This is a genomic window from Paenibacillus sp. FSL H7-0918, from assembly GCF_038007025.1.
Lineage (GTDB): Bacteria > Bacillota > Bacilli > Paenibacillales > Paenibacillaceae > Paenibacillus_AQ > Paenibacillus_AQ odorifer.
Window position 1 is genome coordinate 14,685 of sequence record NZ_JBBOWJ010000002.1, and the last position, 20,001, is coordinate 34,685.

Here is a 20,001-nt window from a genome sequence, read left to right on the forward strand (position 1 = left end):
TAGATCCATAGTGGTGCTGCTAGATCCAATAGTGGGGCTGCTATATCCATAGTGGTGCTACTAGTTCCGTTAGTGGGGTTGCTATATCCATAGTGGTGCAGCTAGATCCAATAGTGTGGCTCCTAATCCATAATGATGCAGCTAGGTATGCGGACTGTGATTGATCAAACAAAGTCTAGTGTTTTGAGCAAGAACTATGCTTAAAAAATACGAGGTGTCCCAGCAACCACTATATGATTGCTGAGACACCCTCTACTTGCAAATCAATACATTCAATTATTTTGCTAGAGCCAGCTTTGTCAGCACACGCTGCTTGACGGACGGATCGCCCTCCACTGCTTTTTCCACGTATTCAATAACTACGGAATCATCTGAATTCAAAGTATCAAGTATACTCTCCATTCCAGCTGAAATCTCAAAAGCGGTTGGACCTTCTTTTGTCGCAATCTCAACGGAATGACTATCTATTTGTCCGATATAAACGGCCGTCATTTTTATTGTTTTACCTTCAGCTTTTGGAGTAGAACTAGGTTTAGCTGTGCTCGGATTTTCGGTTGGTGTGGCTGTACTTGGGTTCTCAGTGGGTACGGGAGTGCTTGGAGCTTCTGTAGGCTCAGCTGTGCTTGCGCTCTCGGTTGGAGTTGGAGAAGGTGTTGCAGTCGGTTCTCCTGAAGTCTGTGCCGAATTATCCCCACCGCAAGCGGTTAAGGCAAATGTTAAGGCAGCAATCGCTGCTATGGCGGGTAATGAACGTTGTTTTTTCATGTTGAGTGCCTCCTCTATGTGGCGATTATTTTCAAAGTCATCTTCATAAGTATACTCTTATAACGTTAACCACTCTATGAAAGTTTCATATGAAGTAATTTTAGATAACTTCCAGCCTCTATTAGGCATCCGTCGGATGCAGGCTACAGCGGTATTAATACAATAGTGTGAGCCTGATTTATCCCAAAGGAGTGAGCCCCTTGAAAATCGATATCGGCTGTGGATCTAATAAGGAAGCAGGTTATCTCGGGATCGATCGGATCGCGGGTCCTGTTGTAGATATTGTCTGTGATATTTGCCAAGAGATTCCTCTCCCTGACAATAGCGCTGAGTTTGTTATGGCTAGCCGTGTACTGCCTTATGTGGACAATTTATTCGCAGCCATGGCGGAAATTCACAGAATTAGCATCCATAAAGCAGTTGTTTGCATTCTAGCACCCTATGCCCACAGCTTTGCCCATATGTCCAATCCTTCCTTTAAGCAGAAGTTTGACGAATATACCCCCCGGCATTTTACAGGATCCTTCTTCCAACCCCCATCCGGTCCAGTATGCCCAGCTATTCCAGACTACCCTGTACCCGCACCACCCTTCGATTATCGGTTGCTGCGGATGGAGTTATTCTATCAACACCCTTATGAAGATCCGCTTTACGAAACTGAAGAACTAGAAATACTAAAGACCCTTCAAGCAAATGTAGTGCATGAAATCATGTACCATTTTGTCGTAGTCAAGCACAATATCACTGATCAGGAGCTGGAGCTGATGAGCAGAAGTCATTATCCTGAACCTCATGTTCTTGTCGAACGAAGACTTAAATCACAAAACAGACATTTTTTTCTATAATTTTAAGATGGGACATACACTAATACCCATTTTGTATCATAGGCTAACATACAGGTATTAACTGTGCCGTCCTAACTATAGGACGGTTCACTTTTGGCCAAAATCAACCTCGAAGGAGGTGAGAATCATTCCACTAGTCGTACGGGCAACGATCAATGCGACCGGTGCTATCACATTTACCGGCAACACGCTTGGACTTAGCCGCTCCGATACGATCGGAGTGCCAGGGACACTAGACAGCATCGGTGGCTTTACTACTGTTAATACTTCATCGACATTTGGTTCCTATCCTAGCGGAACTACTAGTCTTTATACAAGCAACAGTTCAGCAGCCATACTGGTCCTACCATCTGGCAGCACAGTGCTGTATGCAGAACTGATATGGGGCGGTACCTATATTAACGGAACCGTTAACCTCAGTTCGGCCATTAACAATCCTGTCTCCCTAATAACTCCTGCTGGCACTACATTCAGCGTTACTCCCGATTCAGCAACGAGCAACGTAGTCGATTTGGGAGGTGGTGCATCAGCATATGTTCGTTCCGCCAACGTGACCAGCATTATCCAACAAGGCGGCGCCGGCACCTACACCACTGGCGGTGTAGTGGGTACGATTGTTATCCCTAGTGATTCCACGGCCAACCATGCTGGCTGGACATTAGGCGTAATCTACCAAAATACAGCCTTACCTTTTCGCAATATGTCCCTACGGGCAGGTGCAATACTTGTACAGGCAACCTCAGCCCCAGTTTCAACTACGATCACAGGCTTCGCAACACCAATTACAGGTGCGCTTGGCGGCAGAGCGTTATTCAGCGCACAGGAGGGGGATGCCAACCGTTCGGGGGATCAAGCGTTATTTGGTCCAACCTCGGCTACACTTGTTGCTTTATCGGGACCAAACAACTTTGCCAACAACTTTTTTGCGTCACAGATTAACAATGATGCAGGTAATCTAAACACAACAGGTACCTTTGGAAACCGCAATCAAACCAATGGAAACCCAGGGACCAACATTATCGGCGGCCGTCAAGGCTGGGATATTACCAATGTTGACGTCTCCGCCCGGCTGATAAACAATCAATCTTCAGCCGTATTACAATTAACCACCTCAGGCGATGCTTATGTACTCAACGGTAATGCCATACAGGTTGATATCAATGCTCCTAAAATAAACCTCACTAAAAGCGCTAATGTAGCCGGCCCCATAGTCGGTGATACGGTAACTTATACGGTGACTGTCAGTAATACAGGAACAGCAGGAGCAGCAAGTGTCGTTTTATCAGATGCGCTGCCGGCAGGATCCACTTTTGTAACTGGAAGCGTAGTCGTTGCTGGCGTCGTAAGGCCTACTTTTGATATTACAGCAGGAATCCCATTAGGCTCATTAGCTTTAAGCAGTTCAATAACGGTTACATATCAAGCCAAAGTCACTTCATTGCCGCCAAGTCCACAAAATATCGCAAATACTGCCAACGCTGCCTTTACGTTTCAAAGTGTAGCCGGAGGCCCTATCATGACGGGGGTCATTCCATCTAATACAGTAACCTTACCTGTATATTCACCCGTCCTTAACATTGTGAAATCAGCCAGTACCGCCAATGCTACGGTTGGAGATCAGATCACCTATACTCTTCAAATCACGAACACAGGAAATATCGGCGCGTTAACAACACTTACGGATAACATTCCCTCAGGCAGCTCTTACGTCGCAGGCAGCTTCACCGTCAATGGAAATCCTGTCGCTGGTAACCCTGCCACGGGGATTGCTATCGGTACGGTTCCAGCCGGTGGCAGTTCTACTGTTCAATTTCGGGTCATCGTGAATAGTCTTCCCTCACCGCCGCAGTTGGTTGACCAAGCAAGCGCCGCTTATACGTTTCAAGTTCCAGATGGGCGAACGGTAGCTGGTTCTGCCTCGTCCAACACTTTGTCTATTCCCGTTACAACACCCAATGTTACCGTAGTCAAAAGCGCTGGATTCACCGACGTAACTGTCGGAGATATACTGCTCTACACCTCAGTAATCAGTAACAACGGAATTGCAGCAGTTACCAACGTTTCACTCTCAGATACCATACCTGCGGGTACATCGCTGGTTCCCGGAAGTGTCACCGTCGCCGGTGTATCACAACCCTCAGCTAATCCTGGAACAGGGATTGCTGTCGGTACCATCGCTCCAGGAAGCTCCGTCGCCGTCACTTTTCAAGTCAACGTTATCTCATTACCAAGTCCCGCTCAGCTATTGAATAAATCTAGTGCCTCTTTTAGCTCGGGTGCTTTTACTGGCATTTCAGTCTCAAACACGACTACAACTCCCGTGTATCAGCCTGTAATCCAAATTGCAAAAAGCTCGAACGTTTCCAGTGCAACTGTAGGTGGCAATATTCTTTATACGTTAAATGTTCAGAATTCAGGGAATATCGGGGCGGCTGTAACTCTGAGCGACAATATTCCTTCAGGAAGCACCTTTGTCTCGGGAAGTGTAACTGTTAACGGTGTTGCTAGACCTGCTGACTCTCCACTTACAGGAATTAACTTAGGCACTTTAGCTTCAGGGGCAGCTGTTCCTGTGACCTTTCTTGTCTCTGTACAATCTCTGCCTGCTCCACCTGTTCTGAATAATCAAGGCAATAGCAATTACACCTACCAACTGCCAAGTGGAAGATCATTCTCCGGGACCAGTCTATCCAATACCCTAACCATTCCGGTCTCCGCTCCAAACATTACACTAACCAAAACTGCAAATCTAACTAATGTAGCGGTTGGAGAAAATCTTACTTATTCAGTCATAGTGTCCAACCCAAGCAGCGTCACTGTTACTAACGTTGTTGTCTCTGACCCTATTCCTACGGGGGGAGCTTTTGTAGCAGGCAGTGTGACTGTCAACGGTTCGACGGTTGCAGCGGCTAACCCAAGTACAGGTATAGCAATCGGAAGTATCGCCGCGGGCAGCTCTGTCACGGTGTCTTTTAGAGTGAATGTTGCTTCCTTGCCAAGTCCAGCACAGTTTACAAACAGAGCCAGCGCCTCCTTCACCTCTGGGGCGTTCACCGGTTCTTCGCTCTCAAACACGATAGTAACACCTGTATTTCAGCCCATCCTTAGTATGGTCAAAAGCGCCAATGCAGCCCAGGCATCTGTAGGGGGATCTCTCTCATACTCCATCCTGATCAGCAACACCGGGAATATTGCAGCTACTCTATTAGTAACTGATATCCTGCCACCCCAAGCCGTGTTTGACACGAATAGTGTCATTATTGGAGGAACACCTTTGCCCGGATATAATCCGGCAACTGGCATTCCAGTTGGACCGCTCGCTCCTGGTGATAGTGTCACCGTAAGTTTTCTGGTCACAATCACAGCCCTGCCTCCATCACAAGTATTGCTGAACTCTGCTTCAGCGACATATAATTTCACCCTTCCAGACGGGCGTCAGCTCGGTGGAAATGTAGTGTCCAATACGCTCTCTGTCCCAGTGTCCGCCCCTAACGTCAGTGTTGTAAAAAGCGTAAACGCTGCTACTGCTGTTACTGGTGATATCCTTACCTTTACCTCTGTATTGACCAACAACAGTATTGCAACAGTAAGCAATATCATTCTCAGCGATCCTCTGCCTGAGAATGTCGCTTTTATTCCCGGAACCGTAATTGTAAGTGGCACTACCCTGCCGCTAGCAGTTCCGTCCGCCGGCATTCCAATCGGTAGTTTGAGCCCTGGCGCCACAGCTACCGTAACATTCGAGGTGAGGATAACGATGCCGATACCATCACAGATTAACAATCAGTCGTCTGTCAGTTTTACATCCGGTGTATTCTCCGGTTCTTCTTCATCTAATATCACAACTACACCAGTTATTCAGCCCCAAATCTCCTTATTAAAAAGTGCCGCTGATGGAGACGGCGATTTCGATGCTTTAGTTGTCGGTGATTCTGTCATCTACACAGTGCTTGTTAGCAACACAGGTAATCTGGCTGCAAATCTTACGCTAACTGATAACATTCCAGCAGGTACAGTTTTTGTTCCTAATAGTGTCATTGTAGGTGGCATGCCTCAACCCGGATCAGCCCCTGATACAGGGATAGCTGTAGGAAATGTCGCTCCTGGTGCCAGTATTGCAGTCAGCTTCACCGTTGATATCATCTCCCTGCCAACACCTCAGCAGATTAGTAATCAGGCTTCTGCAAGCTTTACCTTTACTCCGCCTGACGGTAGACCGTTATCTGGGACTGCGGTGTCTAACACTGTAACTTTACAAGTCTCTGCTCCTAACATTGTCGTTACCAAGAGCACTACTTCAACATCAGTTGCTGTTGGTGAAACGGTCACTTACAACGTCAATATAACTAATAATGGTATAGAATCTGTTACTAGCGTCTTACTCAATGATCCTACACCGGTAGGGAGTACTTTTGTAACAGGCAGCGTGTCTGTCAACGGAGTTCCATTCCCGAACTTGAATCCTGCTTCGGGGATATCTATCGGCACTCTAGCAGCCGGTGCATCAGCGCTGGTTACTTACAGTGTTACTGTTACCTCCGTCCCTCCTACAGCTTCACTCATCAATCAGGCATCTGTTACCTTCACTTCAGGTGTTATTTCAAGCTCCACTTTTTCTAATACCGTTACTGTCCCTGTGTTCCAGCCGAACATTGCCGTAGTCAAGAGTGCTAGTACAGCCAATGCCACGGTTGGCGATGCCGTTAGCTACACACTGACAGTGAGTAACACAGGAAACTATGCTGCTAATTTAACATTGACGGATAATATTCCCGCAGGTACGGCTTTTGTTCCGAATAGTGTGCTCATCAATGGACTCCCTTTAGCGCAAGCGGATCCTTCCACCGGAATTGCAGCTGGAATAATACAGCCTGGAGGAACGACCGTAGTCATTTTCACGGTTGACATCACTTCATTGCCTAGTCCTCAGCAACTGGTCAATCAAGGAACCGCAGCATACAGCTTCACCTTACCCGACGGACGTACACTTAATGGGTCTGCACTCTCTAACACCGTCACTATTCCGGTCTCCTCACCTAATATTGCTGTAGTTAAAACTACAACCACAACATCAACTACAGTCGGTGACACTATTACTTATTCCATAGCTTTAACTAATAACGGGATTGCCACTGTAAATAATGTGGTCTTCACAGACGCCCTTCCTGCCGGCACCACCTTTGTGACAGGCAGCGTGCTTGTGGACGGTGTGCCTCGCACAGGAGTTAGCCCAGCTACTGGAGTGACCCTAGGCAGCATAGCACCCGGTGTAACCGTAACTGTTGCTTTTACCGTAAATGTAGTTTCACTGCCGCCTACTGGATTGTTAAATAATCAGTCAACAGTCAGCTTCACCTCAGGTGTTGTCTCAAATGTAGCCTTCTCAAATATCGTCACGACGCCTGTCTATCTGCCTATCCTTGCAGCAGCAAAAAGCTCCAATTCAGTCAATGCTACCGTTGGGGATACGATTACTTATACTATAAATGTGACCAACACAGGTAACTACGGAGCTTTAGCAACCCTGAGTGACACCATTCCAGCGGGTACAACGTTTATTCCAAATAGTGTACTCATTCAAGCCGCTCCTGCTCCAGGAGCAGACCCAGCTGCCGGGATCCCACTGGGGGTAATCTCCGCGAATGGAAGCCTGTCTGTAATGTTCTCAGTGCTTATCACAACATTGCCGGCAAGCCAACAGCTGCTCAATCAAGCTTCCGTCGCGTTTGCATACACACTTCCAGATGGACGGACATTTAACAATTCGATCAATTCCAATACAACAACAATCTCAGTATCCTCACCGAACGTTATCGTCACTAAATCTTCGACAGCTACCGATGCCGTTGTTGGCGATACCATCACTTATAACCTCACTGTTACCAATAGTGGAATAGCAAATATCAGTAACGTTAACCTCAGTGATCCAATACCTGCAGGCTCTAGCTTTGTCGCTGGCAGTGTGACCGTAGATGGCACTCCACGCCCTAGCGCCAACCCAGCGAACGGGATCTCGCTCGGTACACTTGCACCGGGAGCATCTTTTCAAGTCTCGTTCAACACGATTGTCAATGTGCTGCCTAATCCTGCAACGCTTAGTAATCAAGCTTCCGTCAGTTTCACCTCCGGCGCATTCTCAGGATCTTCATTCTCAAATACACTTGTTATTCCGGTATATCAACCTATCATTGTAGTTGTCAAAGGGGCGGACAGAACCGCCGCAACTGTCGGAGATACGATTACTTACTCCTTAAATGTGACGAATACTGGTAACCTCATAGCAAATGTAGTTATTACCGATACCATTCCGAACGGAGCTGTCTTTGTTCCAAACAGCGTGCTCGTGAATGGGGTACCACAACCAGGATCAGATCCGGCTACTGGCTTAAGTATTGGGTCGGTAGCTCCGGGAAGTACAGTAACAGTAACCATTACGTTGCAGGTTACTATTGCTTCCCTCCCTTCGCCACAACAGTTAGTCAATCAAGCTACAGCAAATTTCACATTCACACCACCAGATGGACGTTTACTCACGGGATCCTCTGTCTCAAACGTCCTAATTATCCCTGTATCTTCACCAGACGTAAGTGTGGTTAAGAGCACTACTTCTATTGATGCGGTTGTGGGCGATATCATCACCTATACGATTGTTGTCACCAACTTAGGGATTTCACCAGTTAATAATGTCATCATGGTTGACCCTATTCCAGCTGGCAGCCAGTTCGTAACGGGAAGCATTACCGTAGATGGAGCCCCACGTCCTAGTGGCAGTCCGGCTTCGGGAATCGCAATTGGTACAATTGCTGCAGGTGCTTCTTCAACCATTACCTTCCAGGTTCAGGTAGTAGCGTTATGATTCCCGGCTCACGTACCCAACCTGTCGTAACCAATCAGTCCATGGTACTCTTCAACTCGGCAGCGGGTGTTGACGGAATTGTCTATTCCAATACCGTTAACACCCCGGTCGTGGGCCCCGTGCTTTCATTGCTGAAGAGTACAGATAAACTCCACGCCTCTTTAGGCGACACTTTGGTGTATACCATTACAGCCAGTAATAATGGAAATACAGATGCTTTTTTGACGGTGTTTGACATTCTTCCAGAAGGTGTATCCTTTATTTCCAACAGTGTGCTCAGAGACGGTGTGCCTCTTCCGGGGGCTACACCGTCTTCAGGCATCCCCCTTGGTTCTATTGCACCGCAGAATCAAGTGAGCATCGCCTTTCAAGTCGTCATCATTTCCCTGCCGTCTTCCCTAGTGCTGCAAAATAAAGCGCTAGGCCGTTTTTCTTTTTCCACACCGGAGGGAAGAATCGTTAAAGGTGATCTATTTTCAAATTCCGTACAGGTTTCTTTACGCTCCTACCAGCTCTCGACCTCCTTGTCTGCAAGTACTCCGACTTCTTTTATAGGGGATGTAGTCACTTACACCTTGCGGCTTACAAATGAAGGCAACAGCCTTTTAACTCAAATCAACGCAATAATTTCTATTCCGGACGGGGCGGTGTTTATACCGGGGAGTGTCATTGCAGGTGGGATTTATTACCCAGAATCAGACCCGGCACAGGGGATATTACTCGGTTCGCTGGACACAGACCTAAGTGTTGATATTACTTTTCGTGTCCGAGTAACAGAGTTTTCTCCCTCTTTGGCCTTAACCAACAGCGCGGTTGTCACCTATGCAGTCGATGAGCATACAATTACGACCGAAAGTAACACTGCGGTTGTCTCACTTGTCCAAGCGGGGGTCAACATTAGTAAAAAAGTGGATCATGTTACAGCAGCTCCGGGCGATAATTTGAGATATGAGCTTACGGTAACGAACAACGGGAATCTGGCTGTAAATGCAGTCCTAACAGATGCCATACCTTCAGGTACTCTTTTCGTATGGGATAGTGTTCTCTTAAATGGAGTGTTGCAAAAAGGTGCACGACCAGCGGAAGGCATCCAGTTAGGTACTTTAAGAGGCGGAACTACAGCAGTTGTAGTTTTTCAAGTGAGTATACCTGCAGCCATTAACATTCATGAAATCGCAGCCGTACAAAACCATGGTAGTGTTCAGTATACCTTTGTGCTTCCAGACGGACGGACCGTACGGCAAACCTCTCGTTCCAATACAGTTACCACCCTAGTAGTCACACCTGTCATTTCACTCGTAGTCCATGCAAAACCAACTATCGTAGAAGCAGGAGAGCGAGTCCAATGCTGGATCTCACTAACCAATAGTGGAAATTGGCCTGCGGAAATATCTCTGAATCGGCTAACCCCGGAAAAATGTTTTCTTGATCCCAACAGCATTGTGATTGATGGAGTTCCGAATCCACAATCTTCATTTGCCGGCACCTTGCCGCTGGGGGTAGTTAATGCTGCATCTATGGTTAACATTCATTATTTTGTCCAGGTGAGTGAACAGGTAATGGGTCGTTTCCTTAAGGGCTCCGTAAATGCTCAATACTCTTTCAATATGGATGGACGTAACTACTCTGGCGAAAGCCAATCTAACAGCTATGTGCTGACCGTAGATGAGATCAGTGAATAAGAAATCACATATCCCTCATCCCCATGAATATACTTTAGTTACAACCCCAAAACATCCCCACAAAGTGAGGCTTTGCTTTCTATGCGTACTCAGGTGCTTTGCGGGGGATCCAAATATATACTTTGCAAAAAATTGCCTCAATCAACATTTCATATTCCATGGGAGGTGGTCATCCTGTCGCAATCATCCGGTCCCTTTTCCTTCGTAGTCTCAAAAGAAGACTGGTCCCTTCATCGTAAAGGTCATCAGGATCAGGAACGCCATCAGCAAAAGGTCAGAGAAGCCATCAAGGATAATTTGCCTGACCTCGTTACCGAAGAAAATATTATTTTGTCAGGCGGTAAGCAGATTGTGAAGGTTCCGATTCGCAGTCTGGATGAATACCGGATTATTTATAACTTCCGTAAACAGAAGCATGTAGGACAGGGCGACGGGGAAAGTCAGGTTGGCGATGTGCTTGGGCGCGATTCACAATCGGCACAGCCCGGTAAAGGAGAAAAAGCAGGCGATCAGCCGGGCCAAGATACCGTGGAAGCAGAGGTCAATCTGGAAGATCTGGAGGACATTCTGTTTCAGGATATGGAATTGCCTCATCTGAAGCCTAAGAATAAAGAAGAGATCGAGGTCAAATCCATAATTTTTAACGATATTCGTAAAAAAGGGATGATGTCCAACATCGATAAAAAACGTACGCTGCTGGAAAATCTTCGACGCAATGCAAGCAGCGGAAATCCCGGCATTCACAGTATCAGCCCAGATGATCTGCGCTACAAAACATGGGATGATATTAGAACACCTCATTCCAATGCGGTCATTATTGCGATGATGGATACGTCAGGTTCGATGGGTTCATTTGAAAAATACTGCGCCCGCAGCTTCTTCTTCTGGATGACCCGTTTTCTGCGCCGCCAGTATGAGAAGGTAGAGATTGTTTTTCTCGCCCACCATACGGAGGCTAAGGAAGTCAGTGAGCATGATTTCTTCACCCGTGGCGAAAGCGGGGGAACGATTTGTTCCTCGGCATATCAACGAGCGATTGAAATTATCGATAGCCGCTACCCGCCTGCGCAGTACAATATTTATCCATTTCACTTCTCCGATGGTGATAATCTCACCTCCGACAACGAACGTTGCGTGAAGCTGATCGGAGAACTGCTGAAACGAAGCAATATGTTCGGCTACGGTGAGGTGAACCAATACAATCGAAGCAGTACCTTGATGTCAGCTTATCGCCATCTGAAACATGAACAATTCATGCATTACGTCATTAAAGACAAAAAAGAAGTGTATCAGGCGCTGAAGACCTTCTTTAGTCCAAAGGGTACGGTTAATTCTTAATCCCCCACTCCAAAACGCGGGTATCCCAAAAGCCAAAAATGGCTGATGGGACATCCGCGTTTTTGGCTTTGCTCCTTCTTGAACAAAACAACAAACTTCGTAAATTGCGTCATCTAAGTTCGCAAGTATCAGGGGAGGGACAAATAGCGTCATCTGGGTCCGTAAGTATCAGGGAATGCGCTGGAAATCCAATTAGGGCAACTGGGGATTCTGGGAGATCGGCGCTTTCGGACACAGATGACCTTATACGTAGCTTTATCGCATATTTGGCTTGCTATCGGACCCCATAGCCGCTATAGGCATGAAAAACACCAAAAACGAGCCTCATTCTGAGCAATAGCTGCACTGGAGTCCGATAATACGCTCCAAAGGCGATAAATTTGCAAATAGGGTCATCTGGGTCCGTAAGTATCGGGGATGCGTCAGAATAGTATGTAGGGCAACTGTGGGATTCTGGGGGATCGGCGCTTTCGGACACAGATGACCTTATAAGTAGCTTTAGCGCACATTTGGATTGCTATCGGACCCCATAGCTGCTATTAGCACGAAAAACACCAAAAAAGAGCCTCTTTCTGAGCAATAGCTGCACTGGAGTCCGATAATACGCTCCAAAGGCGATAAATTGATAAATAGAGTCATCTAGGTCCGTAGGTATCGGGGATGGACGAATAGCGTCATCTGGGTCCGTAAGATCGAGGGATGGACGAATAGGGTCATCTGGGTCCGTATGTATCGGGGATGCGTCAGAATAGTATGTAGGGCAACTGTGGGATTCTGGGAGATCGGCGCTTTCGGACACAGATGACCTTATACGTAGCTTTATCGCATATTTGGCTTGCTATCGGACCCCATAGCCGCTATAGGCATGAAAAACACCAAAAACGAGCTTCATTCTGAGCAATAGCTGCACTGGAGTCCGATTATACGCTCCAAAGGCGATAAATTGCTAAATAGCGTCATCTAGGTCCGCAAGTATCGGGGGATGGGCAAATAGCGTCATCTGGGTCCGAAAGTATCGAGGGATGGGCGAATAGCGTCATCTGGTTCCATAAGTATCGTGGAATGGACGAATAGCGTCATCTGGGACCGCAAGTATCGGGGATGGGCAAATTGCTCATCTGAGTCCGTAAGTATCGAGGAATGCGTCAGTATAGTATGTAGGGCAACTGTGTGGGATTACTGTAGCCCTCGGCGCTACGGTATAGATAAAAAAATAAGCCAGTGAAATTAAACTAACTTTCTTTTTTCAGTTACATAATAACTCCTACTATAAACCTAATTTCACAATTTGGATCGGTACCGATAAACTTGTACTCCCCACCCATGTCAGCTTGTTTTCGTAAGCTATGACTGCTGTTTTGTTTTTCCCCCGCTTAGATTTACATCCTAAAAAAACCTCCAATCCCAAACTCTGGAATGCGGAGGTTATTTATAGTTAAAAAGCTTTCAACGCTACAGCCTAATGAACCTTCTCTCTATCCTTGCCTTTATCAGACTCACCAGCATTTTTGTTCGCTGCTTCCCGGTCCTGCATCATCTCATCCACCGTCTTCACCTTCAGGCGAGCAGCGCCCTCGTTGTTAGCGTTCGTTGGGATAAGCTCTCCTGAAGCCAAACGTTCCTTGGCCCTAGCAATAGCTTCGCTGTATTGAGGCAGCCACTGTTCCCCTGCGACGAGCATCTCATCGACCATCTGCCAGATTTCTTTTGGATTACATACAGCACCAACGAGTGGGTCCATCATAAATGCCTGACGTAACAGCTTATCATCGCCGTGTACAGCTGCTTCAACCGCCAGACGTTGCACTGAAATGCTCACGTTACATACGGCGGCAGGACCCAGCGGCAATTCACCTACCAATGGCATGGAGATCCCGTTCCGGTCTACATATCCCGGTGCTTCGATAATGGCGTCCTCTGGTAAATTAGAGATTACGCCATTGTTCACTGTATTAAAGTGCCCCCGGTACACTCGTCCCGTTTCCAATCCTTCTATAATATAAGAGCCGTGCTCTTCCCCGCGATTCTCCTTCGTATACTCCAATGCCGGGTCTTTCATCCAGTTTGGAAAATCGGTCTCGAACCAATTCCGACCTTCCGTGCAGACACGCAGATAACCGCCTGTTTCTCCGTTAATCCAGCTCCCCAGATCGATCCAATCCATAATTTCATCACTGCGTTTACGGTACCATGGCACGTACTCACTTAAGTGTCCATTGGATTCTGTACTATAGTAGCCAAAGCGACGAAGCATATCGATGCGCACTTTTTCCGTACGGCTGAATTCCGGATGTTTCTCAAAAGCCTCTAAAAGACCTTCGGTCAGATCCTTCCCCTCATGACTTGCTGAAATATACCAGGTCTGGTGATTGATGCCCGCACAGATAATATCAACTTCGGATTTCCTAAGACCATACACATCTGCAATTTGTTGGTGCCCATGCTGTACACCATGACATAGACCGATGGTCCGAACACCACCATATTTATTGCAGGCCCAGGTCAGCATAGCCATCGGATTCGAATAGTTAAGCAAAAGTACATCCGGTGCTGCCATCTCCCTAATATCACGGCAAATATTCAGCATCTCCGCAATTCCGCGTTGCCCGTACATGATGCCACCCGCACACAGAGTATCTCCCACACACTGATCCACTCCGTATTTTAAGGGAATGTCCACATCCGTAGCAAAGGCTTCAAGCCCACCCATCCGAATAGTACAAAATACGTACTTGGCATCCTTCAGTGCTTCTCTGCGATCCGTTGTCGCCTGAATTTGTATATTTAAACCATTCTCCTTAATATCACGCTGGCATAGCTCCGTGACCATCTCCAGATTGTGGCTGTTAATATCCATAAATGAGACTTCGATATTTTTAAATTCCGGTACAGTTAGTAAGTCCCGCAACAATCCACGGGTAAATCCAATGCTGCCTGCCCCTATAAAAGACACTTTAAATGACATGGTTATCATCCTCCGGTAATGAATTGGTTGTTCCTGTCCATTGTAGCAAGGGACCTTAGGAAAGCGTAACCAATATCATGACCTCTTTTGAAAGAAGGTGTCAAAAATCCTAACCTATCTACTGAAAATCATGCTCTTCATAACTCCAGGCGTGACGCTCAATGGAATTGCGGAATTCTACAGGCGTGCAATCGGCGTATTTTTTAAAAAGAAGGTGAAAATATTGCCTGCTGCTAATTCCTACGTAATCTGCAATTTCAGCAATCGGGATGTCGCTCTGCCCAAGCAGCATCTTCGCTTTCTCCATTCGCAACATGTTCAAGTAATCGCTGAGCGTCCGACCCGTATGGCTCTTAAAAATTCGATGCAAATATCCGGGATGCAGATTAACTGCGGCAGCGATGTCCTTAACCTGAATGTTCTGGTCATAGTTCTGATGCAGGAATTCAATGCTCCGGCGCACATAAAGCTGCGAGTGCTGTTGGCTGGTATGAAGCTGCTCTTGCCGAAGTCTGGATAACCGCAACAGAAGCTCACAAAATAATAAATCAACCATACTTCCACCCTTTCCGCCGCTCTGATCAAGCTCTAACACAAGTCCCTTTAGAACATGATAGATTTCCTCCGGATCAGGCATTACTAAACTGGAAAAAGGAAGCTGCAGCATTTCTGCGAGCGCCGTTTCTTCACGGGCTAGCTTGCCGACAGAGGGTGCAACCCCTCTATATTCCATGAACCCAAATTCCACATTTAGCATCCGACAAGGTGCCCCCTCTTCAACAATCAGCCTATGCGGAACATTCGCGTCTAAAATGATCAATTCTCCCCGCTTCAGCCGAACTCTCTCTTCTCCTCCTGAGCTTGGACGGACATCTACGATACAACTTCCTGAGATCAAATACATGATTTCCGTTGAATTATGCTGATGGTAAGACATATTGTAGTTATTCCACTGTTTATAATAGTAAGCAAAAAAATGAGGACTATAATCTCCCTCGATTAAAACCTGCTGAAAAAGACTCCCGCTAGGGCTCAGATTTAAGTTCGTCAATGGATCACTACTTTCTTCATTTATTACTTAATACAAGTGTATCTCTTTAGCCACTTCGAAGACAAGATAACGTCCGATAGCAATCAATCAACAAAAACGAGCAACTCTCCATTATATTGGAAAATTGCCCGTCTCTATTAGAATAATATTGTCATACTTGAAAAGAAACCAAAGAGTGCTTAAGATCGGCGGCCAAGCCCTCCAGCTTTTCCGATAGGGCAACCAATTCCTCACTAACCGTGAATTGCTGAGATGACATAGAAGCTACCTCCTCCGTCGAAGCAGTGGTTTGCTGGACGATGGAGCTTACGCTGGCCATGGATTCACCGAGTTGACGCTGGAACTCAATCAGTTCGAGGACAGAAGCAGAAGATTCACTAATATGTTTCATGAAATGTTCCATTTCCTCTTTGACACTCGCGAATATCGTTGACGACTCTCTTACAGAAGAGATTTGTTCACGGAACTTAGGAGCGGCTTCATTGATATCCTTAACGGTGTTCTCGATATGTAGACCAATCTCTTCCGTGATCTTGGAGACCGATTGAATCGATTCATTCGACTGGTTAGCGAGCTGCCTGATTTCATCAGCAATCACTATGAACCCTCTACCTGCCGCACCTGCTCTAACTGCTTCTATGGTAGCATTTAGTGCCAAAATATTGGTCTGCTTATTCACAGCAATCATAGGGCTGAGTATACTGCGAATTAAATGAGTGCTTTCTCTGAGCTTAGTAGAATTATCTTGAATTCGATTGATCATCTCTACCGTAGACTCACTTTGCTCTACCAGCAGTTTCATCAGCTCTGTACCTTGATTGCTAACCTCAATGACCCGTTCTGCTGAATGGTCCATCACTGTATTTATTTCCGTCACTTCACTCATTTTGTTGCCGATAATCTCAACATTGTGATAACTGCGTTCGGCTTCAACAGCGAGGCTGGCTGACCCCGCTGCAATCTCACCGGTAGCGGTCGCAACCTCTCTGGCATGGAGGGAGATTGTACTTGATGCTTGTACTAATTGTTCCGAAGTAAGGAGGACCTCATCTGCCGAATTCCCGCTCTGCCTTGCAAGTAAGGAGATCTGCTCCATCATTTTGTTGAAGCTTTGACCCAAGCGGCCAATCTCATCTTTGCCCTTGAAATTGGTTCGTACCTGTAGGTTCCCACGCTCTCCTTCCTCCATCAAGATTGCCAGCTTACCCAGCGGGCGCCCTACCAATCGAACAAGAATATAACCAATTAGTAGTGCTATTAAGGCTGCCGCCAGCACCACAGAAAATGTGATATATAAAAGCTTGTCCGCAGACTTAGTAAAATCACTGACAGGAGCATACCCCATAAGCATCCACTTGGCAGTCGCCAGGGGCTGGTATACAACAAGCTGAGAACTTCCGTTCTCATCCTCCGCTGTAAATGAATGATTTTGCTCTTTCCCTTGTTCTTCTGAAACTTTTATGTAAGAGGGTTGACCCAGCTTGGCATGATCCGCACCATACACAATGCTGCCATCCGCACTCAAGATACGAATTTCACCGGTCATCCCAATCTGAAGGTTAGACAGCATTTCAGTCATGGCCTTCCCTTTCACTTCGATTAGCATGTAATACTCCGCTTCGGGATGTAAAAGATTACGTAGCAATCTCCCCATAGTTAAGGAGGGCTCAGTATAAGCATCAAAAAAGCCTTTCTCACGAACGGGAAACCAGACTGGCTCTCCTTTAGCTGCGGCAATTTGCTCTAATCTTGCAGAAATGCCTTCATCACTACGAATCCCACTTATACCAGCAGACTTATAAGATTCTGAGTCTACCAAGCTCTTGGATACCAGCCTGACGCCATACATCCGCTCATCAGACCCTTTTACCAAGTCCAGCTTTCTGCGAATCCGATCTTCAGCACCGGCTTTGGCCACAGTTGTAAGCTCGCCGCTATTTATTTTTTCTAAATCACCCTTTAACACAGAGTCGAGTGCAAACTGCCTTGATAGTGCCTCATACTCTGCCAGCACAAAATCCAGCTTGTCCGCTGCCTGAACTACAGATTGTGTGGAGGCTGCAGCAACCTCATTCGTAATGATATTTTTAGCGGCAAAATAGGAAGTCAATCCTAGCACGGAGGATAAGAGAACTATAGAACTAAATAAAATAACGAACAGTTTAACTCCAACAGATTTAAAATATAGAGTCCAGGACTTTTTCATTAAGTTCACTCCCCATGACGAAATAAGGGTACAGCCCTCCATTTCTGTATAAAGGCTGTACCCTGATCATTTATTAGCATGAAGCGAGCGAATGGGTTTACCCCTTACTAGCTCCTGCTGTCAAGCCATCTACTAGCAGACGTTGCAAGAATACAAACAAAATCATAATTGGAATGGAGATCAAAACCGCACCCGCAGAGAACAAGGTAAAGTTAGTGTTTTGATTGGTGTTAACCATATCCCACATCCCCACTGCAACTGTCCAGTTCTCCTTAGTCCGCAGAATGAGTCTCGCAAAAATGAAGTCCACCCATGGTCCAACAAACTGAGTCAGGGCCATATATGTGATCATAGGACGTGACAAAGGTAAGATGATTCGCATAAATATTCCGAAATTGCTCGCCCCGTCAATACGAGCGGCCTCATCCAAGGAACGAGGAATCGTATCGAGGAAACCTTTGGCGATAAAGGTCCCTCCCAGCGGCGCCCCGGCCGCATAAACGATAATTAACGCAATATGTGTATCCAGCAAATTAAACTCTTTAAGCAGCATATAAATAGCGATCATACTCATAAAACCAGGGAACATACCAAGAATCAATACGGTGGATAACGCTGTTTTACGCGCTTTAAACCGGAATCTGGATACGGCATAACTGGTTAACAAAGTAAGAACTACCCCGATAAGCATCGAGAACACAGCTATTTTCAAGGTATTGGCATACCAAGTCCCAAACATATAGCTGGGTGATGTGAACAATTCTCTGTAATGTGATAAAGTGAATTGCTCGGGAATAAACGTTTTGCTGTACAATGATTTACCAGGTCGGAAAGAAGCTAAAAGAATCCAAAGGGCAGGATAGAGTGCAGCTATCGACAAAGCAATCAAGATAATATAACTACCTGCTAAGCGAATAAAGTTCGCGACTTTTCTGCTCATTGGATCATATCCTCCTCTTTAAATGACTTCGTCCGGCGGTAATTGTACAGGGAGAATGAAGCGACAATGATAAAGATAATAATCCCTATTGCCGAAGCCATGTTGTTTTTATTCTGATCTAGCGTTAATTTGTATAACCAGGTTACTAGCAAGTCCGTAGAACCGGCATATTGATAGTCACCATTTACCGGACTACCACCAGTTAATAGGAAGATCGCGTTAAAGTTGTTGATGTTACCTGCAAACTGCGTAATCAAGGTCGGTGCTGTAGAGAACAATACCATCGGCAACGTTACGATACGGAACTTCTGATAACCCGATGCTCCATCCACCTCAGCAGCTTCATACATATCCCGTGGGATAGTAGTCAGAACGCCCATGATAAGCAGCATAGAAACAGGAATACCTACCCACATATTAACGATAATTACGGTAACCTTAGCCCAGAATGGGTCAGTCAGCCACGGTAAACCATCCAATCCAAAATACCCCATGTATTGATTGATAGGCCCGAATTGACCGTTAAATAAGTTGCGCATGAGCAGAAGCGAGATTAACTGTGGCACCGCGTAAGGCACAATCAGAATTACTCTCCACATTCCTTTGAAGCGAATGCCCTTCTGACTCACCAGCAAAGCGACCAACAGTCCTCCGAAGTATGTAGTAATGGTTGAAAGAACTGCCCATATAATTGTCCATGTTAATACACCATAAAAAGTGTGGCTCCATGTCTTAAGGACCAATAAATTACGAAAGGTCTGAAATCCAACCCAGTCCACCAATTTGGCGGGTGGAAGATGATCAGGTGCGGAATAGTTCGTAAAGGCCAACAGGATCATGAAGATAATTGGCATAATCGTAAAGAATAGAACACCAATGCCCGGCAAGACTAGAAACGCTTGAGCAAACTTGTAATCCAGGATATAACGAACACTTTGTTTAAAAGTGTTTGCCTGAAGACCGTTATCACGTTTTTCTCCAATCTTGTAAGCATCTCTGATATTCAAATACCACGCGATAATCAATAGAATAAGAATAAGGATGGTGATCAAGCTTTGGATCATGATATAAATCGAGTGATCACCGGTAACCATCTTGGCGATCCCCTTCACTTTAACCAGACGACTCGGATTCTCTCCTAGTGTTACGATGCCCCATAAAGAGTTGGCAAGGTTCTCAATAAAATAAAAAACGGCTACAGCTTCTACGGCTAAATATAATATTCCTTTAACGAATTGGCGGTTATATATTTGTCCCAATCCCATAAAAATCGTCGACAGTATTGCGGCCCTCGTGCGATGTCGTTGCATTTCGCTTCCGTTCTCCTCTCCGAGTGAAAATAAGAAGCTGCCA

The 20,001-nt window shown here is 46.1% G+C and carries 10 protein-coding genes; 4 read left to right on the forward strand and 6 right to left on the reverse strand.

Annotated elements, in window-relative coordinates; all coding sequences use genetic code 11:
• Positions 1-276: 276 nt before the first annotated feature.
• A complete protein-coding gene (locus MHI15_RS14240) occupies positions 277-765 on the reverse strand; it encodes a hypothetical protein (protein ID WP_076303880.1) in 489 nt (162 codons plus the stop codon).
• 200 nt (positions 766-965) lie between these two features.
• Between MHI15_RS14240 and MHI15_RS14245 the strand changes: the two genes are divergently transcribed.
• The 4 genes from MHI15_RS14245 to yhbH all read left to right on the forward strand — a co-directional run bounded on the left by MHI15_RS14245 (position 966) and on the right by yhbH (position 11,486).
• Positions 966-1,610: a methyltransferase domain-containing protein gene (locus MHI15_RS14245; RefSeq protein ID WP_076126477.1), complete on the forward strand. Its 645-nt coding sequence runs from the start codon at positions 966-968 to the stop codon at positions 1,608-1,610.
• A 118-nt stretch (positions 1,611-1,728) separates the two neighbouring features.
• Complete coding sequence (locus tag MHI15_RS14250; RefSeq protein ID WP_341164526.1) at positions 1,729-8,466, forward strand: DUF7507 domain-containing protein; 6,738 nt, start codon at positions 1,729-1,731, stop codon at positions 8,464-8,466.
• A complete protein-coding gene (locus MHI15_RS14255) occupies positions 8,463-10,148 on the forward strand; it encodes a hypothetical protein (RefSeq protein ID WP_341164527.1) in 1,686 nt (561 codons plus the stop codon). Before MHI15_RS14250 ends, MHI15_RS14255 begins: the two co-directional genes overlap by 4 nt.
• A 174-nt stretch (positions 10,149-10,322) precedes the next feature.
• On the forward strand, positions 10,323-11,486 hold the full coding sequence (gene yhbH / locus MHI15_RS14260) for a sporulation protein YhbH (protein ID WP_036684553.1): 1,164 nt from the start codon (positions 10,323-10,325) through the stop codon (positions 11,484-11,486).
• A gap of 1,459 nt (positions 11,487-12,945) precedes the next feature.
• On the opposite strand, the gene MHI15_RS14265 is transcribed toward yhbH, so the two are convergent.
• From MHI15_RS14265 to MHI15_RS14285, 5 genes are all read right to left on the reverse strand, one after another.
• Positions 12,946-14,451 carry an alpha-glucosidase/alpha-galactosidase gene (locus MHI15_RS14265; RefSeq protein ID WP_341164528.1) on the reverse strand — a complete coding sequence of 502 codons (1,506 nt, stop codon included), beginning with the start codon at positions 14,449-14,451 and terminating at the stop codon, positions 12,946-12,948.
• Between the two features lie 118 nt (positions 14,452-14,569).
• Positions 14,570-15,502: an AraC family transcriptional regulator gene (locus MHI15_RS14270; protein WP_341164529.1), complete on the reverse strand. Its 933-nt coding sequence runs from the start codon at positions 15,500-15,502 to the stop codon at positions 14,570-14,572.
• Positions 15,503-15,653: 151 nt separating this feature from the next.
• On the reverse strand, positions 15,654-17,708 hold the full coding sequence (locus tag MHI15_RS14275; protein WP_339247494.1) for a methyl-accepting chemotaxis protein: 2,055 nt from the start codon (positions 17,706-17,708) through the stop codon (positions 15,654-15,656).
• A gap of 97 nt (positions 17,709-17,805) precedes the next feature.
• The gene (locus tag MHI15_RS14280; RefSeq protein WP_076126471.1) at positions 17,806-18,648 is read right to left on the reverse strand and encodes a sugar ABC transporter permease; all 843 of its coding nucleotides are present in this window, start codon (positions 18,646-18,648) and stop codon (positions 17,806-17,808) included.
• Positions 18,645-19,958, reverse strand: a complete 1,314-nt coding sequence (locus MHI15_RS14285; RefSeq protein ID WP_036684375.1) for a sugar ABC transporter permease — start codon at positions 19,956-19,958, stop codon at positions 18,645-18,647. Before MHI15_RS14285 ends, MHI15_RS14280 begins: the two co-directional genes overlap by 4 nt.
• Positions 19,959-20,001: the final 43 nt, after the last annotated feature.